Source organism: Cupriavidus sp. PET2-C1 (assembly GCF_054515855.1).
The window spans coordinates 97,132-123,736 of sequence record NZ_CM137260.1 but is presented as its reverse complement, the minus strand read 5'-3'; the positions used below and the strand labels follow the sequence as shown (position 1 = coordinate 123,736).

The 26,605-nt window shown below is 63.9% G+C and carries 26 protein-coding genes and 1 pseudogene; 8 read left to right on the top strand and 19 right to left on the bottom strand.

What is annotated here, in order from left to right:
• Positions 1–18: 18 nt before the first annotated feature.
• The 6 genes from ACX12D_RS20565 to ACX12D_RS20540 all read right to left on the bottom strand — a co-directional run bounded on the left by ACX12D_RS20565 (position 19) and on the right by ACX12D_RS20540 (position 6,399).
• Positions 19–759: an SDR family NAD(P)-dependent oxidoreductase gene (locus ACX12D_RS20565; protein ID WP_459375369.1), complete on the bottom strand. Its 741-nt coding sequence runs from the start codon at positions 757–759 to the stop codon at positions 19–21.
• Positions 760–864: 105 nt separating this feature from the next.
• Complete coding sequence (locus tag ACX12D_RS20560; protein ID WP_459376616.1) at positions 865–1,821, bottom strand: Bug family tripartite tricarboxylate transporter substrate binding protein; 957 nt, start codon at positions 1,819–1,821, stop codon at positions 865–867.
• 149 nt (positions 1,822–1,970) lie between these two features.
• Positions 1,971–3,140, bottom strand: coding sequence for an acyl-CoA dehydrogenase family protein (locus ACX12D_RS20555; protein ID WP_459375368.1), 1,170 nt, complete (start codon positions 3,138–3,140; stop codon positions 1,971–1,973).
• Positions 3,141–3,164: 24 nt separating this feature from the next.
• A complete protein-coding gene (locus tag ACX12D_RS20550; protein WP_459375367.1) occupies positions 3,165–4,403 on the bottom strand; it encodes an acyl-CoA dehydrogenase family protein in 1,239 nt (412 codons plus the stop codon).
• A gap of 14 nt (positions 4,404–4,417) precedes the next feature.
• Positions 4,418–5,152, bottom strand: a complete 735-nt coding sequence (locus ACX12D_RS20545) for an enoyl-CoA hydratase/isomerase family protein (protein WP_459375366.1) — start codon at positions 5,150–5,152, stop codon at positions 4,418–4,420.
• Entirely contained in the window at positions 5,149–6,399 is a 1,251-nt protein-coding gene (locus ACX12D_RS20540) for a CaiB/BaiF CoA transferase family protein (protein WP_459375365.1), read from the bottom strand. Before ACX12D_RS20540 ends, ACX12D_RS20545 begins: the two co-directional genes overlap by 4 nt.
• Positions 6,400–6,597: 198 nt before the next feature.
• Between ACX12D_RS20540 and ACX12D_RS20535 the strand changes: the two genes are divergently transcribed.
• Positions 6,598–7,548: a LysR substrate-binding domain-containing protein gene (locus tag ACX12D_RS20535; protein ID WP_459375364.1), complete on the top strand. Its 951-nt coding sequence runs from the start codon at positions 6,598–6,600 to the stop codon at positions 7,546–7,548.
• Here the strand turns inward: ACX12D_RS20535 and ACX12D_RS20530 are convergent.
• Positions 7,545–7,705, bottom strand: a pseudogene (locus ACX12D_RS20530) (SphA family protein); the annotation flags it as partial. The gene ACX12D_RS20535 and the pseudogene ACX12D_RS20530 sit on opposite strands and share 4 nt — an antisense overlap.
• Before the next feature lie 75 nt (positions 7,706–7,780).
• Here ACX12D_RS20530 and ACX12D_RS20525 point away from each other — a divergent pair.
• Positions 7,781–8,146 (top strand): ArsR/SmtB family transcription factor, encoded by a 366-nt coding sequence (locus ACX12D_RS20525; RefSeq protein ID WP_459376615.1) that lies wholly within the window; start codon positions 7,781–7,783, stop codon positions 8,144–8,146.
• A gap of 69 nt (positions 8,147–8,215) precedes the next feature.
• On the opposite strand, the gene ACX12D_RS20520 is transcribed toward ACX12D_RS20525, so the two are convergent.
• The 7 genes from ACX12D_RS20520 to ACX12D_RS20490 all read right to left on the bottom strand — a co-directional run bounded on the left by ACX12D_RS20520 (position 8,216) and on the right by ACX12D_RS20490 (position 13,600).
• Complete coding sequence (locus tag ACX12D_RS20520) at positions 8,216–8,941, bottom strand: MIP/aquaporin family protein (RefSeq protein ID WP_459375363.1); 726 nt, start codon at positions 8,939–8,941, stop codon at positions 8,216–8,218.
• Between the two features lie 5 nt (positions 8,942–8,946).
• On the bottom strand, positions 8,947–9,441 hold the full coding sequence (locus ACX12D_RS20515) for an arsenate reductase ArsC (protein ID WP_459375362.1): 495 nt from the start codon (positions 9,439–9,441) through the stop codon (positions 8,947–8,949).
• Entirely contained in the window at positions 9,438–9,614 is a 177-nt protein-coding gene (locus ACX12D_RS20510; protein ID WP_459375361.1) for an arsenate reductase/protein-tyrosine-phosphatase family protein, read from the bottom strand. The genes ACX12D_RS20515 and ACX12D_RS20510 overlap by 4 nt, the downstream gene beginning before the upstream one ends.
• 8 nt (positions 9,615–9,622) lie before the next feature.
• Positions 9,623–10,105: an ArsI/CadI family heavy metal resistance metalloenzyme gene (locus ACX12D_RS20505; RefSeq protein WP_459375360.1), complete on the bottom strand. Its 483-nt coding sequence runs from the start codon at positions 10,103–10,105 to the stop codon at positions 9,623–9,625.
• A gap of 12 nt (positions 10,106–10,117) precedes the next feature.
• Positions 10,118–10,444 carry an ArsR/SmtB family transcription factor gene (locus ACX12D_RS20500; protein WP_459375359.1) on the bottom strand — a complete coding sequence of 109 codons (327 nt, stop codon included), beginning with the start codon at positions 10,442–10,444 and terminating at the stop codon, positions 10,118–10,120.
• Between the two features lie 135 nt (positions 10,445–10,579).
• Entirely contained in the window at positions 10,580–13,066 is a 2,487-nt protein-coding gene (locus tag ACX12D_RS20495; RefSeq protein WP_459375358.1) for an arsenate reductase (azurin) large subunit, read from the bottom strand.
• Between the two features lie 15 nt (positions 13,067–13,081).
• Positions 13,082–13,600: an arsenate reductase (azurin) small subunit gene (locus ACX12D_RS20490; RefSeq protein ID WP_459376614.1), complete on the bottom strand. Its 519-nt coding sequence runs from the start codon at positions 13,598–13,600 to the stop codon at positions 13,082–13,084.
• Positions 13,601–13,949: 349 nt separating this feature from the next.
• Between ACX12D_RS20490 and ACX12D_RS20485 the strand changes: the two genes are divergently transcribed.
• A complete protein-coding gene (locus ACX12D_RS20485; protein WP_459375357.1) occupies positions 13,950–14,180 on the top strand; it encodes a hypothetical protein in 231 nt (76 codons plus the stop codon).
• A 244-nt stretch (positions 14,181–14,424) separates the two neighbouring features.
• On the opposite strand, the gene ACX12D_RS20480 is transcribed toward ACX12D_RS20485, so the two are convergent.
• Genes ACX12D_RS20480 through ACX12D_RS20465 form a run of 4 tightly spaced genes read right to left on the bottom strand, consistent with a single transcriptional unit; the run spans position 14,425 to position 20,728 of the window.
• The gene (locus ACX12D_RS20480; protein WP_459375356.1) at positions 14,425–15,159 is read right to left on the bottom strand and encodes an MgtC/SapB family protein; all 735 of its coding nucleotides are present in this window, start codon (positions 15,157–15,159) and stop codon (positions 14,425–14,427) included.
• A 12-nt stretch (positions 15,160–15,171) separates the two neighbouring features.
• On the bottom strand, positions 15,172–16,536 hold the full coding sequence (locus ACX12D_RS20475) for a TolC family outer membrane protein (RefSeq protein ID WP_459375355.1): 1,365 nt from the start codon (positions 16,534–16,536) through the stop codon (positions 15,172–15,174).
• Positions 16,537–16,565: 29 nt separating this feature from the next.
• On the bottom strand, positions 16,566–19,619 hold the full coding sequence (locus tag ACX12D_RS20470) for an efflux RND transporter permease subunit (protein WP_459375354.1): 3,054 nt from the start codon (positions 19,617–19,619) through the stop codon (positions 16,566–16,568).
• On the bottom strand, positions 19,616–20,728 hold the full coding sequence (locus tag ACX12D_RS20465) for an efflux RND transporter periplasmic adaptor subunit (protein WP_459375353.1): 1,113 nt from the start codon (positions 20,726–20,728) through the stop codon (positions 19,616–19,618). Before ACX12D_RS20465 ends, ACX12D_RS20470 begins: the two co-directional genes overlap by 4 nt.
• Before the next feature lie 377 nt (positions 20,729–21,105).
• Between ACX12D_RS20465 and ACX12D_RS20460 the strand changes: the two genes are divergently transcribed.
• Positions 21,106–21,819 carry a TetR/AcrR family transcriptional regulator gene (locus tag ACX12D_RS20460; RefSeq protein WP_459375352.1) on the top strand — a complete coding sequence of 238 codons (714 nt, stop codon included), beginning with the start codon at positions 21,106–21,108 and terminating at the stop codon, positions 21,817–21,819.
• Between the two features lie 6 nt (positions 21,820–21,825).
• On the opposite strand, the gene ACX12D_RS20455 is transcribed toward ACX12D_RS20460, so the two are convergent.
• Positions 21,826–22,473: a TetR/AcrR family transcriptional regulator gene (locus tag ACX12D_RS20455; protein WP_459375351.1), complete on the bottom strand. Its 648-nt coding sequence runs from the start codon at positions 22,471–22,473 to the stop codon at positions 21,826–21,828.
• A gap of 573 nt (positions 22,474–23,046) precedes the next feature.
• Between ACX12D_RS20455 and ACX12D_RS20450 the strand changes: the two genes are divergently transcribed.
• The 4 genes from ACX12D_RS20450 to ACX12D_RS20435 are packed head-to-tail and all read left to right on the top strand — an operon-like array spanning position 23,047 to position 26,576.
• Entirely contained in the window at positions 23,047–23,685 is a 639-nt protein-coding gene (locus tag ACX12D_RS20450; RefSeq protein WP_459376613.1) for a paraquat-inducible protein A, read from the top strand.
• Complete coding sequence (locus tag ACX12D_RS20445; protein ID WP_459375350.1) at positions 23,682–24,356, top strand: paraquat-inducible protein A; 675 nt, start codon at positions 23,682–23,684, stop codon at positions 24,354–24,356. Before ACX12D_RS20450 ends, ACX12D_RS20445 begins: the two co-directional genes overlap by 4 nt.
• Positions 24,340–25,971 carry a PqiB family protein gene (locus ACX12D_RS20440; RefSeq protein WP_459375349.1) on the top strand — a complete coding sequence of 544 codons (1,632 nt, stop codon included), beginning with the start codon at positions 24,340–24,342 and terminating at the stop codon, positions 25,969–25,971. The genes ACX12D_RS20445 and ACX12D_RS20440 overlap by 17 nt, the downstream gene beginning before the upstream one ends.
• Complete coding sequence (locus tag ACX12D_RS20435) at positions 25,968–26,576, top strand: PqiC family protein (RefSeq protein ID WP_459375348.1); 609 nt, start codon at positions 25,968–25,970, stop codon at positions 26,574–26,576. Before ACX12D_RS20440 ends, ACX12D_RS20435 begins: the two co-directional genes overlap by 4 nt.
• Positions 26,577–26,605 lie beyond the last annotated feature (29 nt).

The following is a 26,605-nucleotide window of genomic DNA, read 5'->3' as shown; positions in this document are numbered from 1 at the left end:
GCTGCGGGGCCAGCCCCGCTAGCCGGCGCGCCGCATCAGGCTGAAGCTCTGGGCAGTCGGCCCGGCATCGCCCTGTCCTGCCAGGAACAACGCCAGCGGCACCACGTCCTCCGGATCCTTCATCCATTCACCGGCTGGCGCGAATGTCTCGCCGAAGCCGGTCATCTCGGTGCGCACGGGCCCGGGGATCAGTTCATTGACGCTGATGTTGGCGTCCTGCAATTCCACGGCCAGTGTCTGCGTGAGCATCCACATGCCTAGCTTGGCGCTGGCGTAGGATGACATCCCCGGATTTGGCCGGTAGCGCGAGCCGGAACCGGTAAAGATCATCTTGCCGCCGCCACGCCGGCGCAGATGCGCGATGGCGGCGCGCGCCGTATGGAAGGCGCCAATCAGATTGACCTCGATGGTCTGCCGCCACTGGGCGGGATCGCAATGCTCGACCTTGCGGCTCTGCAGCGAGACCCCGGCGTTGGCCACCACGATGTCTACGCCGCCGAACCTTTCCGCGCTTGCCGCGAACAAGGCTTCCATGGCAGCGTAGTCGCACACGTCCGCCGTTACCGCGGCGGCCGTACCGCCGGCCGCTTCGATCAGGCGCACCGTGTCCTGGATCTCCGCCGTCTTGCGCGCGCTGCACACAACGGCGGCACCAGCCTGGGCGTAGGCCAGCGCAATGGCACGGCCGATGCCGCGCCCCGCACCGGTGATGACGGCGACCTTGCCGCGCAGGTCTGGCTGCGCCGGATTGGTGTTCATAGGGGCTCCTGTTGAGAATGAAGTGTGAGCGGCTCGGGAAACCTCACCTGGCTCACCGGATTGATCTGGTTGTCTTTTTTTCTCTTTTGCTCTGGCGTCGCGCCGCTATTCCGCCTTCAGCCCGGCAATCTTGACGGCTTCGCCCCAGGCGGCAAGGTCGTCGCGCACCAGCCGGCCAAGGTCTTCGGGCTTGGACGGCGCGCCGGGCCGCAGGTACATGGCCTCGAAGCGCGCGCGCTCGGTCGGTGACGCGATGATCTTGTTGATCTCCGCGTTGAGCCGCGAGACGATCGACGCCGGCAGGCTCCGGGGCCCGAACACGGCCAGCCAGCTGGCGTAGTCGAACTTCACCCCCTGCTCCGACATGGTTGGCACGTCGGGCAGCGGTAGCAGCCGATCCGGCCCGGAGACCGCCACGGCGCGAATGCGGCCGGACTTCAGGTGCGGCAACGCGGACACCGAATCCGCGAAGCCTATCTGCACGTGCCCGGCGGCCAGGTCGTTGCTGCATTGGGTCGCCGTCTTGTAGGGCACATGCCGCAGCTTGATGCCCGTCCTGGCCTTCAGCACCTCCATGGCGAGATGGCCGCCGGAGCCCACGCCCCAGGAGCAATAGGCCAGCTCGGTCGGGCTGGCCTTGACGTAGCCGATCAATGCCTGCAGCGACTTGACCGGCACGGTGCTGGTGACCACCAGCACATTGCCGCCCGGCGCGCTGGGGCGCCCGATGGGCGTGAAGTCCTTGACCGGGTCGTACGGCAGGTTCGCCATCAGCCACGGGTTGACGGTCATGGTCGCGGAGTAGGTAAAGAGCAAGGTGTAGCCATCGGGCTCGGCGCGCGCCACGGTCTCGTTGGCGATCATCCCGTTGGCACCTGGCCGGTTGTCGACGACGACCGGCTGCTTGAGCGCTACCGTGAGCCGGTCGGCCAGGAGCCGCGCGGTCTGGTCGGTCACGGTGCCGGCGCCGGAGGGCACCACCATCCGGATGGGGCGGGCCGGATAGGCGCCTTCGGCATGCGCTGTGGCGCTGGCCGCGCCAAAGGAAAAGGCGATGGCCATGCGCCGTGCGAACGTCAGTGCGCGCGGGGTAGTGCTGAACATAAGTTGTCTCCTGACTGGCATCGCTGCCGCAGGCCGGTACATTGCCGGCCTGTTTTGAAACCGGGGCGCGCTGGCGCCCCTCCCCGTTTACCGCGTACTTGACAGGCTTACGCGGGCGCTGCACAGGCGTCGTCGAGCGCGGCCAGCCGCTCCAGATGCCAGTCGACGTCACCAAACAAGTTGGCCGTGGCGGCGAGCCGCTTGTAGCAATGTCCGATTTCCATCTCGTCGGTCATGCCCACGGCGCCATGCAATTGCACCGCCTCCTCGCCCAGCTTGCGTCCCGCCGCGGACACAAAGGCCTTGGCGTGCGACACCACGCGCATGCGCTCGCGCGGCGCGTCCTGCAACCGCGCCGCCGCGGACTCGGTGATGGCACGCGCTTGCTCGATGGAGACGAACAGATCCACCAGCCGATGCCGAATAACCTGGTTGGCGGTGATGGCGCGCCCGAACTGCTCACGCGTGGCGAGGTAGTCGCGCGTCAGCTCGAACGCCCGCGCCATGGTGCCGATGCTTTCCGCGCAGGCCATGGTCGTGGCGTGGTCGATGGCGGCTTCCACGCGGGGCCAAGCTGTATCTCGTGCGCCGATGAGCGCGGGCGCGGGGACCACCACGCCGCGCAGCGTCAGCGCTGCGGTCTGGCGGCCGTCATAGGTCGGCAAGGTGTCGACCGACAAGCCGGCTGTGTTCGCGGGCACGGCAAACAGACTCAGGCCATGGCGGTCGCGCCGCTTGCCCGCCGTGCGTGCCAGTACCAGGAACAGGTCGGCCGCGCCGCCCGCCAGCACCAGCGTCTTGCGGCCGTCGAGTAGCCATCCGTGCGCGTCGGGCTGTGCCATGGCGGCAATGTCGAATGCATCGTAGCGGCCCTGGATTTCCCACGCGGCCAGCGCGAGCTTGAGGCGGCCCTCCGCCATGGCGGCGACATGGCCGCACTGGACCTCGTCCGCATCCTGCGCCAGTAACGGGCCGCATAGTGCCGCATTGGCTAGCCAGGGCTCCGCCACTAGCGCGCGCCCCAGTTCCTCCGCCAACGCGGCCTGGTCCAGCGCGCTACCGAACCCGCCACAGGCCTCGGGCAGGCCCAGCGCCAGCCAGCCGAAGCCGGCAAAATCCGACCAGTGCTGCGCCGCGAACCCGGCTGGCTCGGCCAGTGCGGCGCTGCGCTGCGCAAAGCCGTAACTGCGTTCGACATAGCGACGCACGCTTTCCTGCATCATGCGCCGCTCTTCCGTGAGGTCCGTGACTGCAGTGAGTTCCGTGAATTCCGTCATCGTGTTTCCTTGCGTCCCGGCGCCTCAGAGCCCGAGCACTTGCTTGGCCAGCAACTCGTGCTGGATTTCGCTGGAGCCGCCTGCGATGGTGTAGCCGCGGGTAACGAAGCGCCTTGCCGACGCCGCCGGCGCATAGGCGGAGCGCCCGACCTCGGGCGCCGCCGGCTCGAAATGCGCTGCGCGGTCATAAGCCAGCGTGTCTGGTCCCAGCGCATCGACGGCCAGGTTCTCGATGTCCTGGATCAGCACGCTGCCGAGCAGCTTCAGCATGCCGGTCTCGGCACCCAACGGCTTGCCCGCCTGCGCTTGCCGCCGAAAGCGCAGCACGGTGGCGGCCAGCACTTCAACGCGCACCTCTAGCTCGCGGTACCGCCGCATAAACCAGGGCCGGCGCATCAGCGGCACGCCCGCCTCTTCCAGTTCCAGCCCGAGCGTGCGCACCTTGGACAGGCGGCGCCGGTTCTCCGCCACGCGGGCCAGGTTCAGGCGCTCGTACTCCAGCAAGGATTTGGCGATGGACCAACCGGCGTTCTCCTCGCCGACACGGTTTTCCACCGGCACCTCGACATCATCGAGGAACACCTGGTTGAACAGGCGCCAGCCGTGGATGCCCACCAGCGGCCGTACGCTGACGCCGGGGCTGCGCATGTCGATCAGCAGGAAACTGATGCCCTTCTGCGCGCGCGCCTCCGTGTCGGTGCGCACCAGGCAGAAGATCCAATCCGCGTACTGCGCATACGATGTCCAGATCTTGCTGCCATTGACCACATAGACTTCACTCCCGTCCGGCCGCGTCTTGCGCACTGCTCGGGTCTTCAGCGAGGCCAGGTCGGAGCCCGCGTTCGGCTCAGAGTAGCCCTGGCACCACCAATGCTCCAGGTTCAGGATGCGCGGCAGGAAATACTGCTGCTGCGCCGGGCTGCCGTAGCGAATCAGGATGGGGCCGATCATCTCCACGGTGATGCCGCCGGACTCCGGTGCGTGCGCCAGCACCAGTTCCTCCTGGAACACCGCGCGCTGCGCCGGGCTCCAGCCCGTGCCCTGCCACGCCACGGGCCAGTGCGGCACGAACCAGCCACGCGCCTGCAGCTGGCGCTGCCAGTGCATCATCTCGTCCTTGGTGAGTTCCAGCCCCAGGCGCACCTTGTCGCGCACGGACAACGGCAGCGTGCTCGCAACGAACGCGCGCACCTCCTGCCGGAAGGCCTGCATCGGGTCTGGCGCGCTGTGTGTAGCGCTGTGTGCGGTTTCAGTGTCTGACATGATGATTCCTCGGGTTATCGGGGCGCGGCAGGCAACGCCCGCGTGCAAGCGGCCAGCCATTCCCGCGCAGGCATCTGCGCCGTGGCCGCGCGCATGCCGGCCTTGATGGCGGCTACCGCATCGGCCGGGTATGCGGCAATCGTGCTGGCGATGGCCCTGGCACGTGGCAGGGTCTGGTCGTCGGCGACAACCTCCGTGGCCACGCCAAGCCGATGCAGGTCCGCCGCGGCCACGCGGTCGCCCAGCAAGCACAGCCGCGCCGCCACCGCCTCCGAATGCCGCAGCGCAAGCCACGCGGCATTGCGCGGGGCTGCCATCCCGATCTGTACTTCGCCGATCTGCAGGAACGCCGACTCGCCGCAGACCAGGAAGTCGCCCGCCAGCGCCAAGGCTGCGCCGCCGTTGATGGCGTAGCGCTCCAGCGCCACCACCCACGCCTTGCAGCTATCGAGCAGCGCCGCGTGAACCTGGTCCCACAACGCGCCAAAACCAGCCTTCCATGCGGGCGGCGGCTCCGTGGTCATGGCCTTCAGGTCCAGGCCGGAGCAAAAGGCGCCCTGCGCGCCGCGCAGCACCACGGCGCGGATCGTGTCGTCTTGCCGCAGGCGCGCCAGGGCCTCGGCCAGCGCAGCGGCCAGCGGGCCGTCAATGGCATTGCGCCGTTCGGGACGGTTCAGGATCAGCTCGGCCCAGCCGTCATGGCACGCAAGCAGCACGGGGGTTGCGGGGATTGCCGTATTCGCGTTCATGCGCCGCCCCCCGCCACCGCGCGACCGTGCTCGATGACAACCGCGCCCGCATGCGCCAGCGCCGCGATGGCCACTTCGTCGTAGCCAAGCTCGCCCAAGACCTCGGCCGTGTGCTGGCCCAACCGCGGCACCGCAGGTGCCGCGCCGGATGCGGTATCGCGTAGCGTAAAAGGCAACGCCGGCAGCTCCACCTTCCCGCCAAGGCCATCCTGCACCGTGACCAGCATGCCGCCAGCGCGCACGTCCTCGCTTTCGGCCACCTGGTTGTAGTCGCGGACTATCCCCACCACCACGCCGTGCTGCTCCAACAGGCCACGCGCCCGCTCGCCGGACAGGTCCCGGAACACATCGCGGAGAATCGCCAGCAACGCCGGCCGGTTTTGCACGCGCAACGCGTTGGTGGCAAAGCGGGCATCGTGCGCCAGCGCGGGCTGGCGGATGGCGCCGCACAGCCGCGCCCAGTGATCGTCGAGATACGCAGACACCACAATATGCCCGTCAGCAACCGCGATCACATCGGCTGCCGGCGCGGCGCGCGGCTGGCTGTTGCCGCTGCGCACTGGCAGAGTCCCGGAGCATTGGTACTCCGCCCAGACCTGCGCCTGCATGTGGATCGCGACGGCAAGCAGCGAGGTCTCGATGGTCTCGCCGACGCCCGTGCGCGTGCGCCGAAACAGCGCGGCCAGGATGGCGTTGCCGAGCGCCAGCGCGGTGCCGGCATCGACCAGCGCGAAGCCCGCCTTGAGCGGCATGCCGCCTAGCTCGCCGGTCACCGACATCATGCCGCTCTCGGCTTGCGCGGCAATGTCCAGGCCGGGGCGCGTGCGCGACGGGCCTTGCGTGCCGAATCCCGTGACCGACGCATGCACCAGCGCAGGCTTCTCCGCGCGCAGCGTGGCGGCGTCCAGCCCGATCGCCTCCATGACGCCGGCGCGCATGTTCTGCAGCACCACGTCCGCGCCCAGCGCCAGGCGGCGTGCCACCTCGCGCCCCCCGGGCTGGCGCAAGTCCAGCACCACGTCGCGCTTGCGGCGGTTATAGGCCAAGAACATGGGGCTTTGCGCGCTAGTCCCGTCGAAATGCCGGGCGCTGTCGCCGCGCGGGCTTTCGACCTTGACGACGTCGGCGCCTAGATCCGCCAGCATCATCGCGGCGCCGGGCGCGGCGATGAACTGCCCGAACTCAACCACGCGGATGCCGGCCAGCGGCATGTCCATCTTGTCGGTCTGGTCCATCGATAAGGACATGGTGCGTCACTCCAGATGAGATTCTCCTGAGGCCGATACTGCACGGCGTTCGCGTTCGGCACTAGCCGGCAAAATGCACGGTGCGCTAACCCACGGTTACCTTGGGGAAAACACCAATAAGCGCTGCATCGGCGTGCCCACAAGGCCTGGACTAACGGTATCCTTGCTGCTTAATTCCACGTATTAGCGGATGCAAGCATGCGGCTGAGCCAGTTACAGGACTTCATCGCGGTGGCGGAATGCGGCAGCATCCGCGCCGGTGCCAAGGAACGACGGGTGTCGGCGCCGGGCCTGACCAAGAGTATTCGGCAGCTTGAGGAGGAGCTGCACGTGCCGCTGCTCACGCGCACTACCCGGGGCGTGATGCTGTCGGCCTACGGCGAGGCATTCCTGCGGCGTGCCCGGCTGATCGCCGCCGAGGCGCGCAATGCCAGCGATGAAATGGCGCAGATGCTCGGCTCGCGCAGCGGCATCGTGCGAGTGGGCGCCACATCGGCGCCCGCGCAGCTCCTGCTGCCCTCGGTGCTAAAGCGCTTTCGCGCCATGCACCCGGACGTGCTGGTCAGCATCGAGAGCGGCGTCTATCCCGCGCATGTGGCGGACCTGCGCGCGGGCGTCATGGACATGGCGATCAGCCCGATCCCCGCCGAGGGGCTGGAGCGCGAGTTTTCCAGCGAAGATCTATACAACAACGATTCGGTCGTGGTGGCCCATCACGAGCATCCGCTGCGCCACGCCCGCACGTTGCGGGAACTGGCGGGGACCGAGTGGGTGCTGACGGGCCGGCGCATGGAAGGCCCCGGCGCCGCCATCATGGATGCATTCCGGGATCACGGCCTGCCGCTGCCCCGGGTGGCCGTGCGCTGCGACACCATAGGCGTGATCCAGGCACTGCTGGCGGACCGCACCTTGCTATGCCTGCTGCCGCGCCAGCTGGTAGCCACTGGGCCGCACGCCAAGGGCATGGCCATCCTGCCGATCGAGGACAAGTTGCCAAGCCATACGGTGAGCCTGATCTATCGCGCCGAGGCGCCGATGACACCTGTCGCGACGCAGTTCGCCACGCTGTTGCGGCGCGAGGTCCACTACCTGAACAGCATCGCGGACAGCCCACTGCAGCGCGTTGGATGCGCTCCAGTGCAGGCCTAGAACACGACCGTGGCCGTGCCCATGGATGTCTTGGTGCTGTCCAGCCGGTTCTTGCTCGCCACCGTCGGCACCCAGCGCAGGCCCCGCGAAAGTGTGCTCTTGGTGGCGCCGATCCTCGTGTTGTCCAGCCGTGCCAGCGGAAACCATTGAGCCGGTCCCATGCCAGGAAGCAACCGACCATTTGAAAACTGACGGAGAATACGTGGAATCGCCTCTCCAAATGCCACAACCAATGCAAAGTGCCGCCGCCGTCAAAGCCCTAGCCGCGCTCGCGCAGCAATCTCGCCTGGCGATCTTCCGTCTGCTGGTCCAGGCCGGCCCTCCTGGCATCAATGCCGGCCGGATTGGTGAGGCACTCGGCCTGCCGCCGGCAACACTGTCGTTTCATCTCAAGGAATTGACCAATGCCGGGCTGATCGCGAGCCGGCAGGAAGGCAGAAACGTCATCTACCAAGCCCAGTACCAACAGATGAATGAACTGCTTGGATTCTTGACAGAGCACTGCTGCGAGGGCAACCCTAAGGGCTGCAACGTAACGCCGTTCGAATGCGAGCCCGAGTCGGCGAAACGAACCAGGCCGGCTGCCAAGACAACTTGAGCGACGGTGCTCTCAGTGCCATAGTCCAATCCCGAACCAGTCGTGGCCGCCGCCTTCCTGGCGAACACTTCAGAGGTTTTCGCGCGCCCCTGGAGCGCGGTCCGGTTGGCCTGAGGACTCGATCACGTTGGGATGACCGGCGCTCTTCGTGCGAGGCTCGAACGCGCTGTGCAGCGCGAGTCCGACGGCAGCGCCAACCAGTTCGGCGACCATGAATCCAGGCGCGCTCGCAGGCGCAATGCCGGCAAACGTATCACTGAACATCCGACCGAAAGCGGCCGCCGGATTGGCGAAGGAAGTAGACGCGGTGAACCAGTAAGCGGCGCCGATGTAGCTCGCCACCATGGCGGGTGCGCGCCCATTCGGCGCCCGCAGGATGACCAGGAGCAGGCCGGCCGTCGCCACTGCTTCCGCGATCCACTGGCCGGGACCGCTTCGCACCTTGGTGGAAAACTGCAGAATGCTCATGTCGAACATCGCGTGGGCCAGCCACGCGCCGAGCATGGCGCCAAGCAGTTGGGCCACAATGTAAGGCACCAGCACCGACATGGGCAGTTCGCCCCGAACCGCCATGACCGCGCTGACGGCCGGGTTGAAATGCGCTCCGCTGATCGGACCGAAGACTTCGATCAACACATAGAGGCCGCCCACCGTGGCGAGCGTGTTGGCCAGCAAGGCAATGGCGACATTGCCGCCCGCCAGGCGCTCGGCCATGATTCCCGAACCAATCACGACGGCCAGCAAAAGCGCTGTGCCAAGGGCTTCCGCCCCAAGTTTGCGAGGCAGGTCTGCCATGATGCTTAGCTCTTCGAAATGGCGGTCAAGACTTCCTGCAGATCGGCCCTGCTCAGATTCTCAAGCGGCAACTGCAGCAATTGCAACATGCGGTAGCTGATGGCCTGGCGTGTCAGCTCGAAGGCCTGACGTTTACCTTCATCGCCACCCGGCGCATTAGACGGGTCGACGTACCCCCAATGCACTTTCACCGGACTGCCCGGCCAGTATGGGCATTCCTCTGCAGCGGCGCTGTCGCACACGGTGATCACAATGTGCATTTCAGGCGCGCTTTCACCGACAAACTCGTCCCAGCTCTTGCTGCGATAGCCGCTGACGTCAACACCAGCATTGGTCAGCGCCTCGAGGGCAAACGGATTCAGGCGGCCACTTGGCGCGCTCCCCGCACTGTAGGCACGGACATCCTTGCCCAGCTTCTTTGCCCAATGGTTGAGCATGCCTTCGCTCAGTACGCTTCGCGCAGAGTTGTGGGTGCAGAGAATTAGAACGTTGGTTGTCATAAGCGCTGCTGGTAATAGTCAGAGTCAGGGTCAGCTTTGCCCGATATGTGGCTGCCAGCCGGGTAGGCTTGGAAGCGCCCCTTGCCCAGATGGTTCATCAGCCCTTCGGAGAGAATGGACCTCGCCGAATTCCCGGTGCAGATGAACAGCACGTTATAGGTCTTTTCGCTCATGATGGCCTTCAGCAGCACGACGAGTTCGATTTTACGGCGATGCCAATCGGCTTGCCCTGCGGGGCGCGCGGCGCGCAGCATGCCGAGTCCGCATTGGAAGCTTCCGCAGGCCGGCTCTCGCCGAACACCGGCACGTTCCCGAGCGTGTGGAAATGCTCCCACGCGATGCCTTGGGGATCCGTGACCCAGTGCTTCTCGCTGCGTGCGTAGCAGCAGGTCGTCTGCCCTTCATCAAGCAGTGCCATATCGGCAGCTTCCGCACGGTCTTTCAGCGCCACCAGCTCTTCCGCGTTGTCGGTCTGGAAGCCCAGGTGATCCACGCCAGGCTCACCGCCACGGGTGGAGATGGCGAAGTTCACTCGCGGATCCTCTAGCATCCATTTTGCGTAGTCGCTCTCGATCCGCGTCGGCTCGGCCGCGAACAGCTTCGAGTAGAAGGCAATGCTCTTGCCGAGGTCCTGGACGTTGAGGTGGACGTGAAAGCGCTTCATTGGAGTTTCCCCTTAACACTCACAAACGGTGGTGGCGGTATTCTCGAAACAGGCCTCTCCTTGGCAGCAGTTAGCCGTCAGGAAGCCAAGCAGTTCATTCATGTGCTCAAACGCGGCGCGATAGATCAGATGTCGGCCTTCACGCTCTTGCGTGATCAGACGGGCATTCATCAATTCCTTCAGATGGAAGGACAACGTCGCACCGGGCACCCCGACCTGCTCGGTGATCGCACCGGGAGTCAAGCCAGTCGGCCCGGCCACCACCAGCAAGCGGAAAACCTGAAGGCGCAGGCCATGGGCCAGGGCAGCGAGAGAGCGGATCACATCGTTTTCTTCCATAATTCCATAATATTGGAACAATGGATCAAAAGCAAGCAAGCCAAGCGCGGGGTGAGGGGTCTACCAACTCGACAGCAAGGGCCGTCGACGCCAATGTGACGTGATCGGCAAGGTGCGCCGCCAGCCGGGTTCGCGCTAGGCGTGGTCGAAGCGTCGCCGCTTGAAGCTGACCGTTTCCTTGAAGTCTTGCATACTGCCAACGCGGCGCAGGTCCGCCCAGGTGCCCTTGTAGTACGGCACAACGTTGCGATCGGTCCACGGCGTGGTCACGTTCCCCATGACTCCGTTGAAATGACCAAACTGCATGAACGTCTGATTGCGTTTGATGTCCGCCTCCAGATAAGCAAGGGCATAGGTGGAGCCGTAGTCGTTATAGACTTCGACCACGTCGCCAGAGGTCACGCCCAGCGCCCGTGCGTCCTCTGGATGGATCTCGAGATAGGCCATGGGCACCCGCGCGCGCACGAATTCGTTGAACTGGTCGTGGTACATCGTCTGCCACACCTCGTTGACCCGGCCGTTGTTGATCCAGAAGTGATACTTGGCCTTCTGCTCGGCCACAGGCTTCGGCAGCCCGGGCCAGGTCGCCGGCTTGAACTCGGCCTTGCCGTCAGCCGTATCGAACTTGCCGTCCATGTAGAGCATTTCGGTCCCGATCAACTGGCCGTTGCGATACGCCTTCGTGGGCAGTTGCACGCCATTGTTGCCCATCGCACGCAGGCGCTCGTATGTGACCAGATTGCCGGTCTTGCCGCCCTGGCTGTCGATCGGGACGGCGCCGGGCTGGCCCGCCTGGCGGAAACCGTCATTGAAAGCGTCCTCTTCGGTCCGCCAGTCGAAGCCGCCAAAGCGCGCGGCCATCTCGCCCTTGCCCTCGGCCTCGTACAGCCGCTTGAGCGTATTGGCGATATCGGCGGCGATCAGGCAGTCCGGACGCGCGGTGCCCGGCGGGTCCATGAACCGGTCCGACAAGCGCATCCGGCGCTCGCCGTTCATCGAAGTCAGGTGCATCTCGCCTGGATGGGCGGCCGGCAGCATCAGGTGGGCGGCGTCAGCCAGGCTGGTGGGATACAGGTTGATGTTGGTCAGGAACAACCCGCCCTTGCTCTTCACGGCGTCGTAGATTGCATCCGCCATCTGCGGCACGGTGGCCCCGCGCTGGCGTGCCATTGCCTCTCGCACAATCGCAGTGCGCCGCAGGATCACGGCGCGGTGCTCCTGCGCATTGAGTGTGGTCTGGAATGGGTTGGCGCCCCACGCCGTGTACATCAACCCCTTGCCGTGGATGATCTCCTGGTCCACGTAAATCTTCGTGCTGCCAGGATAAGGTGGCCTGGCATAACCCTCCTGGTGCCCACCCATGCGCACCACGCCCGTGCCGCGCCGGCCAACGTTGTGCGTGGCCAGGACCAGGTCCACCAGTGCGGACTGGATGAGGTAGTTGTCGTTGCCCCAGATGATGCCCTTTTCGTAGGCATGCATCGTATGCGGCCGGTGGCCGGACGCCTTTGGCTTGTAGGCCCATTCCGCCGCGCGTTTGAGCTTGTCGACCGGGACGCCGGTAATGCGACTGGTGTCCTCCAGCGACAACCGGTTCGCGCGCAGCGCCGCGTCGAACCCCTTGGTATAGCCCGCGATAAATTCCTTGTCGTGCCAACCCTGGTCCACCACATAGGTCAGCAAGCCATCGAACAGCGCAATGTCGGTGCCAGGCTCGATATCGAGGTGCAGCACGTTGTCCTTGCCGGCCGCCTGCTCCGCCACCGCGATCGTCGTGGTGCGGCGCGGGTCCACGAAGATCACCTTGGCCGCGGCGACGCTTTCACCCGGGAAGCGCGCCTTGCGCTTGTCCATGGTCTGGCCCTGCAGATTCGGCAGCCAGTGCGCCAGGAAGTAGTTGGTCTGGGTCTCGTAGGAGTTGCAGCCGATCGCCATGATCACATCGGCGAGTTCGGCGTCCTCATAGCTGTTGTTGAGCTCGCCGATGCCCATTTCGCGAGTGGCATGGCATTCGGAGTTGTAGGCCGGCCGATTGTGAATCCGGACGAGAGGCGTCTTGAGCGCCGTGAACATCAGCTTGCCAGTGCCCCAGGTGTTCTCGAAACCACCGCCCGCACCACCGTGATCAAAACAATCGAACGCTAGCGCGGCGGGCCCGTCTCGATCCAGGATTCGCTTGGTCACGCCGGCGTAAAGGGCCAGCGCGTCATCCCAACTGGTATCGACCCATTGGTCGGCCATATAGACGCGCGGGCTGCGCAAGCGGGCCCTGGCCACGCCGTCCGGGTTGTACATCACCTTGGCCAACTGGCCGCCTCGCGTCGATGACAAGCCCTGGTTCACGCTGCATTGCCTGTCGGGAACGATGAGGATGTTGTGGCGCTGGCCGTCCCGGTCGGTGATGGTGTTCTGCATGTTCGGCGTCATCACCACCGCCAGCGCAGGCAGCTGCTTGCGAAAGTCCAGCCCCAGCGCATTCTGGCCCGGCGCTCGGCCCCCCTCAATGTTCTCCGGCCATTTGTAGACGTGATAGCCGCAGCCGACGATGCAGAAGTGGCAAGTCAGGTTGGTCCGCTGTGCATTCACGGGGGGCAGCGCCACCCGGTCCTTGTTGGTTGCCATGGCAGTACGCCCCCTTCACAGCAAGTTGGCTTGACGCCCGTAGATCAGCCCCTCGACGCCGACGGCTTTCACGGTGCCATCGCTGGCGTTGTACCGGAGCTGGACCATCGGCAGGTTCTCGGTTGCCTGTCCCGACACCATCTGGCCGCTCTTCTCCGGGTCGAAAATACTGAAATGGCAGGGGCATTTGAAGGTGCGCGAGCCGGCATCGTAGGCGACAGGGCAGCCCATGTGCGTACAGAGCGTGCTGTAGGCCACCACGTCGCGGTCGGGGCCGACCCCGCCGGGCACCGGCAGCCCCATCTTGATGACGACACAGGGCGACGACGCGTCCGGGTAGAGGAAACTGATGGGGGTATTGACCCGCAGCTGGCCGAGGTGCGCGACCATCTTGGGGCTGAACGGCAGGGTCACCCGGCCCGGATCGGCGGGTGGTGGCGCGGCATGCGCCGGGGTGGACAAGCTTCCCGAAACGCCAATGCCGGCGGCCGCGCCGCCGGTGGCCTTCAGGAACTGCCTGCGCGTGATGGACATGATCACCCCCTCCTGCGGAATGCGATCGCGATGCCCGTCGCGGGTCTCCGGCATTCCGTGGTCGTGGCATGGGGGCCATGCTTGCGGCCGCAGCCCCGGTGGGGCCACGCGGCTAAGACAACAGCCGATATTTTTGGAAATATTTAATTATTTCTAGGGCAACGGCGCAGCGAATGCAAGTTGCACTGCGGTACAGATGCCGTTGTCCCGTCCCAAATTTGTTAGGCAACGGGTGTACAAAGAATCAATGACTTAGCTTGTCGTGTCTCAAACTAACTGGGATGGATTCTCAGAGTTAGTGGGCGAATGGCACGATTTGTCTCATAGTTAATGCGCATATGGAGACGTGATGCCGTCCAGTGCGGACTGGATGGGGCGCAATCTTTTCCGGCGCATCGAGGTGTGTTTTTCCTTGACGAAAAAGCGCCTCAAGATACACATCATCGACGAGGGGTTGAAGCTATATGAGAAAGACAAGGGGGATACGTGGGACATGACCGTCAATGGCACTTACCGCCGCCGGCGCGGCCGTGCACCATTCGCGGCGCAGGATCCCCTGCTTCGCGCGCTGGCGGCGTGAAGAGACGCCGGTAACGCTGGGCGGCAGCCAGTGGATGGAGCCACCAGGCCAGGGGGCTGCCTGGCGGCACGAGGGAGGCAGCACGCCGCGCAGGCGGTGGATTCCGAGCGCTACACGCGGCTGATCCTGGAGCTTTGCCGGTGGCTGAAAAGCGCTGACTGGCATCGGGATCTGGCCGAAACGCAGCGCGCCTTGCTTGCATGAGCGGCATCGCGCACGCATCGTGGCCAAGAAGCTACCCGGCTCAACTGCGCACCGGCACAATGCTGAACCGGGAGACCCCTTGGGTTGCAGCCATCTCGGCCGCCAGTCCCGCTGGCGATAGCGCGCGCGCCTTGTCCGGCGCGACCAGGCTGACTCGCCACACGGCCTGATTGTCGGCAAACGTGATGGTCAGGCTGTCGTGCAGCACGCGATAGCCGCGGGACTTTGCCCTGTCGATCAGTAGATCGAGATCCGGCGCTTCGCCGGGTCGGAAAGTCAGAGACACATCCAGCGTCGTGCGCCCCGGAAGCCTGGATTCAAGTCGGTGCAACAGAGACATCGAGCTCACGCATAGCACGGCGAGCAGCAACGCGGCGGCATAGAATCCAACGCCGAGCAGCACGCCTATGGCCGAGGCAGCCCAGATGGATGCCGCCGTGGTGAGGCCGCGGATGCGCATGCCGTCCTTCATGATGACCCCGGCGCAAAGGAAGCCGACGCCGGTGACCACGCCCTGGATGGTATGGGTCGGGTCTGCCTGGATGTGCGCTGTGGCACCGCCGTACCAGAGCGGCGCGTGGCCGACGAACACCGTCAGCGCCGTCGACGCCATGCACACGAGGCCATAAGTGCGCATGCCGGCGGCGCGGCCATTATATGAGCGCTCGTAGCCAACCAGCATGCCGAGCAGCAGCGCGCCCACCATGTTCAGCCCGATGAACGCGTTGGCGGCGAGAAAGGCGCCGCTCCAATAGTGCTGCAGATCTCCTAGCATAGGATTTCGCGATCAGGCTGCGAGCCAGGCATTGAGCGAGCGCAAGGTTTCCTCGCTCAATTCCCCCGCCGCCGCGGCAAGCCTCAGACGGCCAAGGAGGTAGTCCAGGCGTGCCTGGACCAGGTCGAGCTCAGCGGTGAACACGCGCTGCTGAGCGTCGAGCACATCGGGTTGCGTACGGGTGCCGACGTCCCGGCCAAGCGTCGTTGCCGCGAGCGCGCTACGCGCCGAAGTCAGCGACTGCTCGAGTGCGGCGACGCGCGACACGCCCGTCTTCACCGAGAGGAATCCGTCCTGTACCCTCAAACGCACGTCTCGCCGGGCGGCGGCAACCTCCTGCTCCGCCTGGCTCTTCCTCGCGACCGATTCCCGTTCGCGCGAATCCAGTCCGCCGCCCGCGTACAGCGGAATGTTGAGCTGCAAGCCGATCGTCGCGGTTCGGGTGTTGCTGCCTGCAATCCAGGGAGCCAGGTTGCCGGTTTGCCCTTGTGCGCCATAACGCGCCACGAGCGCGAGGGTCGGCCGACTGCTGACGCGGTACTTATCGATCTCCGCGCCGGCAATGTCGTGCTCCGACTGCCTGGTCTTGACGAGGTAGCTCAGCTCTTCACCCTTTGCCTGCCACGCCATGAGATTGTCCGGCTCCGGCGGCCGCGGCGCGAAGCCAGGCGCCAACCCGCTGAGCTGATCGGGGGGCGTGCCGACAGTTTCCAGGAATCGCGTGCGTCGCTGTTCGAGCGCAGATTGCGCCGTGACCTCGCGACTTTCCACCCCATCCAGGCGTGCCTGGGCTTCATGAAGATCGGTGATCTTGCCCTGGCCGACGTCAAAGCGTGCCTTCGCGCGGTCGCGTTGCTGTCGCAACGCAGCCTTCTCGGCCTGCACCACGCGGAGCGTCTCCTCGCCCAACACGACGCCGAAGTATGCCTCGGCCACCCGCAAGGCCAGATCCTGGCGAGACTGGTCGAATTGCGTTTGCGCCAGGTTGGATTGCTCGTGCAACTGCCGTCTCGTGGCCACAGCACTCCTGTCGTACAGCGGCTGCACGAGCATCACCCCGGCCTGGCGAGCAGTGCCCGAACTATCGGCGGAGACCAAAGGCGCGAGCTCGGCAGGCGGGTTAGCGGACGACCGATTGTTGATCCGGTCCAGTGCCGCCTGGAGGCTTACGCGGGGACGCAGCAAAGCGTCGCCTTGCACCGCCTTCTCCCGTCCCGCCGTGAGCGCATCATTCGCAGCGAGGCTAGTCGGATCATGCGCCAATGCCTGCTGATAGGCCCCCACGAGATCGATAGCGCTCGACGCTCCAGCGTTCATGAAAAGGATGCAGCCCAAAGCCACCTGCCCGGCCCGCAGGGCCATACTCAATCTATTCATCGCATTTACTCTCAACGTCACATTTGCGATCAAACGGTCGCAGGGCGCTTGGCCCGGTACCAGGTCGCATACAGAGCGGGAAGGAAGACGAGCGTCAGCACCGTGGCGACGGCGAGCCCTCCCATGATTGCCCATGCCATGGGGCCCCAAAACACGGAATGGGTAAGCGGCACCATCGCCAGAATTGCTGCCAAGGCAGTCAGCACGATCGGGCGTAGCCGTCGCACCGCCGCCTCGACGATGGCTGTCCACAGTGAGACGCCCGCGCCCACATCCTGATCAATCTGCACGACAAGGATCACCGAGTTACGGATGATCATTCCAGCGAGGGCGATAACACCCAACATGGCGACAAAACCAAATGGAATCTGGAATGCGGCCATGATCGCGCTCACACCGATCAGCCCGAGCGGCGCGGTCAGCAGGACCATTGCCATCTTCCTCATGTCCTGCAGTTGGATCATCAGCAGCACAAGTACTACGATGATCGTCACAGGCATCACCGCGAATACAGAACGCTGGGCTTTCGCACTCGACTCGTAAGCGCCGCCAATCTCGATGCCATACCCCAGCGGGAGCGCCTTCTGCAGGGCGTCAATCTTCGGCTGCATTGCATGCGTGACGTCAGGTGCCTGCGCCCCCGCGATGTCGGCGCGAACGGTCAGCGTTGGCACGCGGTTACGCCGCCACAGTTCGCTTTCCTCGCTGTCAAGCGTGAGTCGGGCCACTTGCGAGACCGGCACAAACTTGCCGTCCCGCACATAGATCTTTGCGTCCTTCAGGTTGTTCAGGTCCGTGCGTTCCGCGGCAACGAGGCGCGAGACCACGTCGATACCTTGGTCTTCCTCGCGGTACTGCGTGATCGGTGTGCCCGACAGCGAGGCCTCAAGGGCCTCTTTGATCTGGCCTGAGCTGATACCCAGTGCGCGCGCCTTGTCCTGGTCGACGTCGACCTGCACGCGCTTGATGCGTTCGCCCCAGTCCAGGTTAACCTGGCGTACGTGCGACTCTTCACGCATGATGTCCGCCACCTGCTGCCCGATTGCACGAACTTTGGCGTTGTCCTGCCCGTACACGCGGAACTGCACCGGGTAACCGACAGGCGGACCGTTCTCCAGGTGATTGACGCGGCCACGCACATTCGGGAATCTCCCGTTGAACAGCGTCTCGAGCTTCTCCTTTACCCGCTCCCGCGCCTCACCGCCCTTCGTCATCACCAGCATCTCGCCGAGGTTCAGGTTAGGCGTCTGCGCATCGAGAGGCAGGTAGAACCGTGGCGCACCGTTGCCAACAAAGCTGGTCACCGCCGCGATGTCCGGATCGCCCTTGAGCAGGCCTTCCAGCTTCTGGACCTCGCGCTGGCTCGCCTCGAAGGTCGATGCCCTCGGCATCCACAGGTCAACAATCAGTTCGGCCCGGTCGGATGCCGGAAAGAATTGCTGGGGTACTGCCTTGAACAGCACCAGTGCACCCACGAACGCGGCGAGCGTGATGCCGATCACCCACACGCGATGCTCCAGGCAAAAATGGATGAAGCGGCGAAACTTGACGTAGAAGCCGCGCTGGTAAACCGCCTCCTCATCATGCGACGCGTGCGCATGCTCTTTCAACAGCTTGAAGCCGATGTAAGGTGTAAAGAGGACCGCCACGATCCATGACAGCACCAGCGAAATGCCCACCACCTGGAACAGGGAGTACACATACTCGCCTGTGCCCGACTTCGCAAAGCCGACGGGAAGAAAGCCCGCAGCTGTGATCAACGTGCCCGTGAGCATCGGGAAAGCGGTGGCCGTGTACGCATATGTGGCGGCGCGGAACTTGTCCCAGCCCTGCTCGAGCTTCAGCGACATCATTTCGACGGCAATAATGGCATCGTCCACCAACAGTCCGAGCGCGATGATCAGCGCACCAAGCGAGATGCGCTGCAAGTCGATGCCCATCACGTACATCGCCAGGAATGTCATGGCCAGAACGAGCGGGATGCTGAGCGCGACAACCAGTCCGGTCCGCAAGCCTAGCGACAGGAAGCTCACGATGAGCACAATGACCACAGCCTCGGCCAGACTCTTCTTGAACTCGAAGACAGAATGCTCGACGATACGTGGCTGGTCGCTGACCGCATGGATCTGCACGCCCACCGGCAGGTTGGACTCGATGCGCTTCACCGATTCGTCAAGCTTTGTGCCAAGTCGAATCACGTCACCGCCCTTGCGCATGCTCACCGCAAGTCCAATCGCCTCGCGGCCATTGAAGCGCATCCTCGAGGTGGCAGGCTCCACAAAGCCGCGACGGACGTCCGCGATATCGCCAAGGCGGAAGGTACGTTGGCCAGCACGGATGCCGATGGCGCGAATCCCTTCGACCGAGTCAAACTCGCCACTGACAGCCAGCCGCATTTGTTCCGCGGTGGTTTGCACGGTCCCGCCTGATGTCACGGCGTTGGTTTTTGCGAGCGTCGCCGCGATCAATGCCGGGTCGATCCCCAGCGAGGCGAGCTTGGCGGTGGAGACTTCCACATAGATCTTCTGTTCCTGCTTGCCTACCAGATCGACCTTGTTGACGTCGGCGACACGAAGGAACTCATTTCGTGCGGCGTCCGCAATCCGTCTCAGGTCGTCATAGTTGAAGCCATCGCCCGTGATGGCATAGAGGTTCCCGAACGTGTCTCCGAACTCATCATTGAAGAATGGGCCCTGCGTGCCCTGTGGCAAGGTATGCCGGATGTCCTCCATCTTCTTCCGGACCTGGTACCACACATCCGGCACGGCGCCAGGTGGTACGTCTTCGCGCAGGTTGACCTTAACCTGAGTTTCTCCCGGCTTCACGTAGGTGGACGTATAGTCGATCTCCGCCACCTCTTGCAGCTTGCGTTCGATCTTGTCGGTCACCTGATCGGCCATCTGCTGCGCGGAACTCCCCGGCCAGTACGCCTGCACGACCATGGTCTTGATCGTGAACTCAGGGTCCTCCTTCTGACCCAGGCTGCTGTAGGCCAGTACGCCGGCCACGGACAACAGCAACAGCAGGAAGCCGATCATCTGCTGGTGCTTCAGCGCCCATTCGGACAGGTTGATGCCTTTCACTTCACACCTCCTGCCCTGGCGACAGACACTGTCTCGGCCACTTTCACCTGCTGGCCAGGCTGCAGCATATGCACGCCGGCACTCACTACGGTCTCTCCGCCCGCAAGTCCCCCAACCACGATGACGCTGTCGTTCTGCGCGGCGCCAAGCTTGACTTCACGCGCGATCACCCGCGACGTCTTCGGGTCAACCACCCACACCTGCCGGCCATGTTCATGATCGACAATGGCGGTCAGCGGCACGCGGACAACGCCGTTGCCGTCCACGTCCGGTGCTATGACAGACGCTGTCATGCCTAGCCGCAGGAGGTCCGGATCCGTGTCCTGAATGGAAATGCGTGCCGAGTACGTCCGCGTGACACTGTCCGCATCCGGCGCAAGCTCCCGGAGCTTGCCCGTCCAGGACTTGTCCGGACGCGCCCAGACCGTAACCTTCAGCATCGACGCCTTACGCAGTTCGTCGACTCGCGACTCTGGAATACTGATCGAGACCTCGCGTTCGCCGTCAGCCGCAACGGTAGCGATCGACTGCCCGGCCGCGACCACCTGCCCGGCTTCCGCGTTGATTGCACTGACCACGCCATCGCGGTCGGCCACGAGCGTGGTAAAACCGCGCAGGTTGGCATTCAGTTGCTGGCGCGCCTGGGCAGAACGCAGTTGTGCTTCCGCCTGATTGAGCGCCAGCCGCTGCTGGTCCAGCTCGGCTTGCGAGGCAAAGTTCTGCGCGAGCAATTGCTCGGTACGCCGAACATCCACCCGCGCCTGGGCTACCCGGCCCCTTGCCGCATCAGCCTCCGCACCCGCCGCAGCCACCTGCAACGTCTCCTGGGTGGGGTCGAGCTGGAACAACGGCTGGCCGCGCTTGACGTGGCTGCCCACTTCCACCATGCGCGCGACGATCTTGCCGGCTGTGCGGAATCCAAGTTGACTTTCGTAACGCGCGCGAATCTCGCCTGAGTAGGTCGCGCCGACCGACCCGGCGGTACGTCCGGCGACCACTGTCCGCACCGGCCTTACGTCTGCGTGTTCAGATGCGGAGTGCGGCGTACAGGCGGCCAGCAGATGTGCCGCGATGATGATAAGAGCTGCCGCTCGATAGTTCCTGTTCAATTTCTGCCCTCCAGTAAGGTCCGTCGCTCGCCTGCGAGTCATCAGCGATCCACGCCACCGAGCCGCTCCACGGACTCGTGCTGGCGTCAGCGACGGCAGGCCTGTTAGGGCTTTCGCCCTTCCCAATAGCCCGGAATATACCCCATACTGACTTATGTGTCATGATGACGTACAATTTATTTTGTTCGTGAAACGGGACGACTATGACGTACCGGATTCCATATGAGACGAAGAAGATGCGTGGCGACCACAAGCAAGTGGGCGCGCAGAGACAAGCACTGGACGCAGAGTGACGTGATGGGCATAGGCCGAATGCGCAGGAAGTGCTGTGCGCGCGGCTATGTCGACTCATTGACCATGAGGAAAAAAACAGATCAATGACCCTGATACAGAAGAGATTGGCAGCTGAAACAGAACCGTGGGAGACTCGCGACCACCGTCAGCGAGTTGCGGCAAAGCGGCGGCAGCGCATGCGCTCGCTGTTGCTGAACAGTGCGATGCGCTTGATGGTAGAGAACAGCGCCGCGACGCCTTCCATCGACGACATCATTTCGGCCGCACGGGTGTCACGCGGAACGTTCTACAAGTACTTTCCGTCGTCTGACGCAATCGTGCGGGAGCTTGTCGGGAAGATTGCTGAACAATGGGAGCGGGCCGCCGACCCCATTGTGCGCAGCCATGACGACCCGGCCGAGCACATCGCCAGGGGAATACGGCTGGCGTCGATACTTACGATACGCCAGCCGGGTGTGGCTGCAATCCTGGGCCGGCTGGGCTGGGCTGGCTACCAGGCACCCAATATGCTGGAGTTTGTCCGCAGGGACATAGAGGAAGGTGTTCGACGCCATCGCTTCAAGCCCATGCCGACCGCCCTGGGGTTCAATATCGTTGCCGGCGCGGCAATGAGCGCAATGCACCGCATGCTTGAAACCGAATGTCGCGAAGATTTTTCGGAGCTCGCCGCCGCCGTGGCATTGCGCGCCTTAGGCGTGGAGGATGCGGCGGCTGATGCGATATCCAAGTCGCCGCTGGATGCGAGTGAAGTGCTATTCGATGGCTTGCTCGCCGAAGCGAGCGGCGAAGTACTGTAGTGTTGGCTACGCTCGCAAGTTGGAGGGCTCGGCCATTTCGGCGAGCTTCTCCTGTGCCTTTTCGAGCAGTGATTCAGGCGGAACGACCAGCTTTGGCAAAGGCGCGGAGGTCAACTTTGTGGCATTCGATGCAGACACGCCGAGCGACCGCAACACCGCCCGGACAATCCGCTCGGGATAATCCTTTGTCGTTTTTCCCTGGGCCATACGGTGAACGGCGATTACCCCTGCGCCTGCCACCATGTCCAATGCAACATCGGCCGAAGCCTCGTCAAACGTGCCCGTCTTCAGGCCTTCCTTGATATCCGAAGGCAGGTACTCATACACGGCACTCTTCTTGCCGACCAAGGTCAGGCCTGTGCCGGAAAGAAACTGCGCCACCACAGGATAGGATCGCGCAAGGTGCAGATACAAGCGAATACCCGTTGCAACACGCAACGCCGGGTCTTCGATATCGCCGACCACGCTCTCGATCATTTGCACCATGTCGTGACTAAGCGCTTCGCTGACAGCCGCTAGCAGATCGTCGTTGGTACGGAAGTAGTTGTAGAAGGAGCCTTGTGAGACGCCAGCTGCCGCGATGACTTCCGGAATCACGCTGACGCCGATACCTCTTTGCGCAAAGACGATCATCGCGCTTTCAATGAGACGCATGCGCATCCGTGCACGCCGTTCGGCTGCAACGCGAGGGCGATGGTCTTTAGGATCAGGGGCGGCAGGCATCTTCAATTTGAGGACCTTATGTGATTGGATGATTATATCAATACGCCGCTACAACGCCGACACCGTGGCGTAGGCCACGTCCCGCCATCCTTGATACGAACAAGCTCAGTGCCGTCCTCGGCTCGCACCAAGTGCGCAGCGTCGCGCAGCGTCTGCACCACGACAACCAGCCGTTCGGCCGCGGCAAAGATGTCGTGCGGCAGGCCATCGCGGATTCCGACTTCGCAGACAACTTTCATGGACAGCGTTCTGAGGAACGATAGTGCCTGCATGCAGCTGGAAACGGTGGGACAAGGAGGCGTTCTGCAGCAGAAGTGCCCGCTGCGATCCTTATAAGATACTTATTGTCATGATGACATGCAAGTCATTTTGTATCAGAATGCGGGAATCTCGAAAGATTCCGGTGCGCTCGACGCACTGCTTGCCTCATGCAACGAGGCCAATAGCCATCCAGGACACGTCGTGCATCAGAACCACAACCCGCAGCCAGATCCACCACAAGACATGCACCGGCTGGTTGCGTGCGAGCATTGCGACGCACTCCATATGCGCGTGGCACTGCAACCGGGCGAACGCGCCACCTGCCTGCGCTGCGGCAGTGCGCTCTATCGCAACAGTTCGCTTTCCTATCGCCGCTTGCTGCCGCTCGTGGCGACCGCTCTGATCCTGTTCATGATCTCGAACGCTTACCCGATTGTCGCTATGGAACTCAAGGGCTCGCGCATGGAGACCACGCTATGGGGCGCCGTGCATGCACTCTACGCGCATGACATGTCGCCGGTGGCGATGCTCGTGTTCGCCACGACGATCCTGCTTCCGCTGGCCGAGCTACTCATGATGTGCTACCTCCTCGTGCCAATGGCGCAGCACCGCATGCCACCCGGATTCGACCGCCTTGTGCGCGGCATTCTCCTGACGCGGCCGTGGGGCATGATCGAGGTATTCATGATCGGCGTGCTGGTGACGGTGGTAAAGCTGTCGACCATAGCGCAGGTGCTTGCTGGCGTCGCGCTCTGGTCGTTCGGTGCCCTCGTGGTCGTACTTGCCGCCATCCTGTCCTTCGATCCGCGTGACCTGTGGCATCACCTTGATGCGCACGGTGCAGATGGCATACAAAGCTGCTCGCTGGACGCCGCATCATGACCGCGACTCAATTGCCCTACGCTACCGCTGCTTCGCGCGGACTGCTGTCATGCCACGCTTGCGACCGGCTCAGCCCGATGACGCTCGAGGCCGGACCGTGTCCGCGCTGCGGCGCCTTACTGCATCATCGCAAGCCAGCCAGCGCGTCGCGCACCTTGGCTTTCCTGTTGGCGGCTTACCTTCTGTATATCCCAGCCAATCTGCTCCCGGTGATGGTGACGCAGTCAATTCTCGGTACGCAGCGCGACACCATCATGTCCGGCGTGATCTATCTGTGGCTGTCCGGCTCGCACATGCTGGCGCTCGTGGTGCTGATCGCCAGCATCGTTGTCCCGCTGCTGAAGATGATGATCCTGACATTGCTGCTGATATCAGCGCGCCGCAAATCGACCTGGCGCATCCGAGAACAGACCCGGCTCTACGCGCTGGTCGAGGTCATCGGCCGATGGTCCATGCTCGACATCTTCGTCGTGGCACTGCTGGCCTCGCTGGTGCAGGTCGGGGCGCTGGCCACGATTGCACCCGGGGCCGGGGCCCTGGCCTTTGCCTCCGTTGTCGTACTGACCATGCTCGCGTCACTGAGCTTTGATCCTCGTCTGCTTTGGGATGCGCTTGAGACGTCGCCTCCCCCCATCGAATTTCCGCACTCCGATCATGCCAGAACACACTAATCATCCCCCACCTCATGGTGTACCGCAGCCCGGGCGCAAGCCTCGCGCGCGTTGGCTACCTTCGCTCGTCTGGCTGATCCCCCTCGTTGCGGCGGTAGTCGGGCTTTCGTTGTTGATCAACACGCTAGCATCGCGCGGGCCCGAGATCACCGTCACATTTCGCACCGCCGAAGGCCTGACGCCGGGCAAGACCCCCGTCCGCTACAAGGACGTCGATATCGGATTGGTCAAGACGGCACGGCTGGCAGCGGACCGTTCGCATGTGATCGCGACGATCGCGCTGACCAAGGATGCGGAGACCTTCGCCGTGGCCGACACACGCTTCTGGGTGGTACGGCCACGCTTTGCCATGAGCGGCGTGTCGGGGCTCGAGACACTGCTATCGGGTGCATATATCGGCGTGGATGCCGGCAAGTCAGGCGAGGCGACGCGCAGCTTCACCGGGCTCGAAGTCCCGCCGACTGTCACTGCCGACGCCTCAGGCAGGCAGTTCGTGCTGCGTGCACAAGACCTAGGCTCGCTCGATATCGGCTCGCCGGTCTACTATCGTCGCGTGCAGGTCGGCCATGTCGTAGCGTATCAACTCGAGCCGAACGGCCACGACATCACGCTGCGGGTCTTCGTCAACAAGCCCTATGACAAGCTCGTCTCCGCCGATACGCGCTTCTGGCATGCCAGTGGCGTCGACCTCAAGCTCGACGCGAACGGGCTGAAGTTGTCCACGCAGTCGCTGGTCACCGTGATGCTTGGCGGCCTAGCCTTCCAGGCGCCGGAGCACTCGACTGCGCACGCCACGGCCGCCGAGAACACGGAGTTCCTGCTTGCGGCGGACCAATCGGAAGCCATGAAGGAGCCCGAGGAGCTCGCCCCCGCGCTGGCAGTGCTCAACTTCGATCAGTCCGTGCGCGGCCTGTCTCCAGGTGCGCCAGTCGATTTCCGCGGGGTGACCGTTGGGCAAGTACGCTCGATCGGCATCGAGTACCAGCGTGACAAGAAGGCCTTCCGCATGCCCGTGGTGGTGGAACTCTATCCGTCTCGCATGGGGCTGCACGAGAAAGACGTGGCTGACGACGCGCGCAAGCTCGCCATCGTGCATAGCCTGGTACAGCGCGGCATGCGTGCGCAGTTGCGCACCGGCAACCTGCTGACCGGCCAGCTATATGTGGCACTCGATTTCTTTCCGAAGGCGCCTCTGCCGGCCGATCTGGACCTGAACGGGTCGCTGCCTGAGTTCCCCACGACGCCGGGCACCTTCGACGAGCTGCAAGCCAAGCTTGGCGAGATTGTGACCAAGATCGGTAAGGTGCCGTTCGACCAGATCGGGCAGGACGCGCGCACGGCGATGGTGTCTATGAACAAAATGCTCGTCAACGCGGACAAGCTCGTGGCACAGGTCAATGGCGATGTGGCACCAGAGGTGCTCGCCGCGCTGAAGGATGTGCGCCGCACGCTCGCCACGGCCAATGGCGCGCTGGCGCCCGACGCATCGCTGCAGCAGGATACGCGTCGGATGATGCAGGAACTCACGCAAACGGCAGTCTCGCTGCGCACGCTGACCGATTATCTCGAGCGGCATCCCGAAGCACTGCTGCAAGGCAAGAGGGAAGAGAAATGATGAAACGTAGGACGATGCTTTTTACGCTAGCCGCTGCGGCCACGACCATGATGTACGGCTGCGCGTCCCCCGAGGCGCGCTACTTCACGCTGGCTGCCAGTCGCTCCAACGCCGCGCCCGCCGTGACAGAGCGAGCCAGCCGTAGTAGCGAACCGTTATGGATCGAGGTCACGCCGGTGCGCGTGCCCGAGCGGTTGAACCGCATTCAGCTGGTGGTGCGTGACGGCACCAGCGGGGGGGTGAAGCTGTTCGACACATCGCGCTGGACGTCCCCATTGCCCGACGAGCTACGCGACGCGCTGTCGCAGCAACTGCAATCGACGCTTGACGCGGTGGATGTCTACCAGCACGGCCTGTCGGCGACGCAGCCGGCCTTCCGGGTAACCACCGAGGTGGTCAACCTCGACGCCGATGTGGGCAAGTGGGCAGCGGCGACTATCGCCTGGACCGTGCGGCGACTGCCGGACGGCAAGGTTCTGAGCGGCCGCACCGAAACAGAGGTACCCGCGCCCGGGCAGGTGGAGGGCGTGGTGAATGCGTATCGGGAGATCCTCGCGGCAACCGCAGCCGATATCGCAGTCGGCGTGCAATCGCTTAACCGCTAAATGTGCACCATTACGCATATAGCGCGATA

Bases quoted from the DNA above. Each gene is read 5' to 3' on its own strand.
- ACX12D_RS20505 (WP_459375360.1), bottom strand. From the start codon at position 10,105: ATGAAGCGCTTTCACGTCCACCTCAACGTCCAGGACCTCGGCAAGAGC.
- ACX12D_RS20435 (WP_459375348.1), top strand. From the start codon at position 25,968: ATGATGAAACGTAGGACGATGCTTTTTACGCTAGCCGCTGCGGCCACG.
- ACX12D_RS20480 (WP_459375356.1), bottom strand. From the start codon at position 15,159: ATGCTAGGAGATCTGCAGCACTATTGGAGCGGCGCCTTTCTCGCCGCC.
- ACX12D_RS20515 (WP_459375362.1), bottom strand. From the start codon at position 9,441: ATGACAACCAACGTTCTAATTCTCTGCACCCACAACTCTGCGCGAAGC.
- ACX12D_RS20485 (WP_459375357.1), top strand. From the start codon at position 13,950: ATGCCGTCCAGTGCGGACTGGATGGGGCGCAATCTTTTCCGGCGCATC.
- ACX12D_RS20445 (WP_459375350.1), top strand. From the start codon at position 23,682: ATGACCGCGACTCAATTGCCCTACGCTACCGCTGCTTCGCGCGGACTG.
- ACX12D_RS20495 (WP_459375358.1), bottom strand. From the start codon at position 13,066: ATGGCAACCAACAAGGACCGGGTGGCGCTGCCCCCCGTGAATGCACAG.
- ACX12D_RS20455 (WP_459375351.1), bottom strand. From the start codon at position 22,473: ATGCGTCTCATTGAAAGCGCGATGATCGTCTTTGCGCAAAGAGGTATC.
- ACX12D_RS20525 (WP_459376615.1), top strand. From the start codon at position 7,781: ATGCAAAGTGCCGCCGCCGTCAAAGCCCTAGCCGCGCTCGCGCAGCAA.
- ACX12D_RS20535 (WP_459375364.1), top strand. From the start codon at position 6,598: ATGCGGCTGAGCCAGTTACAGGACTTCATCGCGGTGGCGGAATGCGGC.
- ACX12D_RS20560 (WP_459376616.1), bottom strand. From the start codon at position 1,821: ATGGCCATCGCCTTTTCCTTTGGCGCGGCCAGCGCCACAGCGCATGCC.
- ACX12D_RS20555 (WP_459375368.1), bottom strand. From the start codon at position 3,140: ATGACGGAATTCACGGAACTCACTGCAGTCACGGACCTCACGGAAGAG.
- ACX12D_RS20550 (WP_459375367.1), bottom strand. From the start codon at position 4,403: ATGTCAGACACTGAAACCGCACACAGCGCTACACACAGCGCGCCAGAC.
- ACX12D_RS20565 (WP_459375369.1), bottom strand. From the start codon at position 759: ATGAACACCAATCCGGCGCAGCCAGACCTGCGCGGCAAGGTCGCCGTC.
- ACX12D_RS20450 (WP_459376613.1), top strand. From the start codon at position 23,047: ATGCACCGGCTGGTTGCGTGCGAGCATTGCGACGCACTCCATATGCGC.
- ACX12D_RS20520 (WP_459375363.1), bottom strand. From the start codon at position 8,941: ATGGCAGACCTGCCTCGCAAACTTGGGGCGGAAGCCCTTGGCACAGCG.
- ACX12D_RS20460 (WP_459375352.1), top strand. From the start codon at position 21,106: ATGACCCTGATACAGAAGAGATTGGCAGCTGAAACAGAACCGTGGGAG.
- ACX12D_RS20500 (WP_459375359.1), bottom strand. From the start codon at position 10,444: ATGGAAGAAAACGATGTGATCCGCTCTCTCGCTGCCCTGGCCCATGGC.
- ACX12D_RS20510 (WP_459375361.1), bottom strand. From the start codon at position 9,614: ATGAGCGAAAAGACCTATAACGTGCTGTTCATCTGCACCGGGAATTCG.
- ACX12D_RS20440 (WP_459375349.1), top strand. From the start codon at position 24,340: ATGCCAGAACACACTAATCATCCCCCACCTCATGGTGTACCGCAGCCC.
- ACX12D_RS20545 (WP_459375366.1), bottom strand. From the start codon at position 5,152: ATGAACGCGAATACGGCAATCCCCGCAACCCCCGTGCTGCTTGCGTGC.
- ACX12D_RS20540 (WP_459375365.1), bottom strand. From the start codon at position 6,399: ATGTCCTTATCGATGGACCAGACCGACAAGATGGACATGCCGCTGGCC.
- ACX12D_RS20490 (WP_459376614.1), bottom strand. From the start codon at position 13,600: ATGTCCATCACGCGCAGGCAGTTCCTGAAGGCCACCGGCGGCGCGGCC.
- ACX12D_RS20475 (WP_459375355.1), bottom strand. From the start codon at position 16,536: ATGAATAGATTGAGTATGGCCCTGCGGGCCGGGCAGGTGGCTTTGGGC.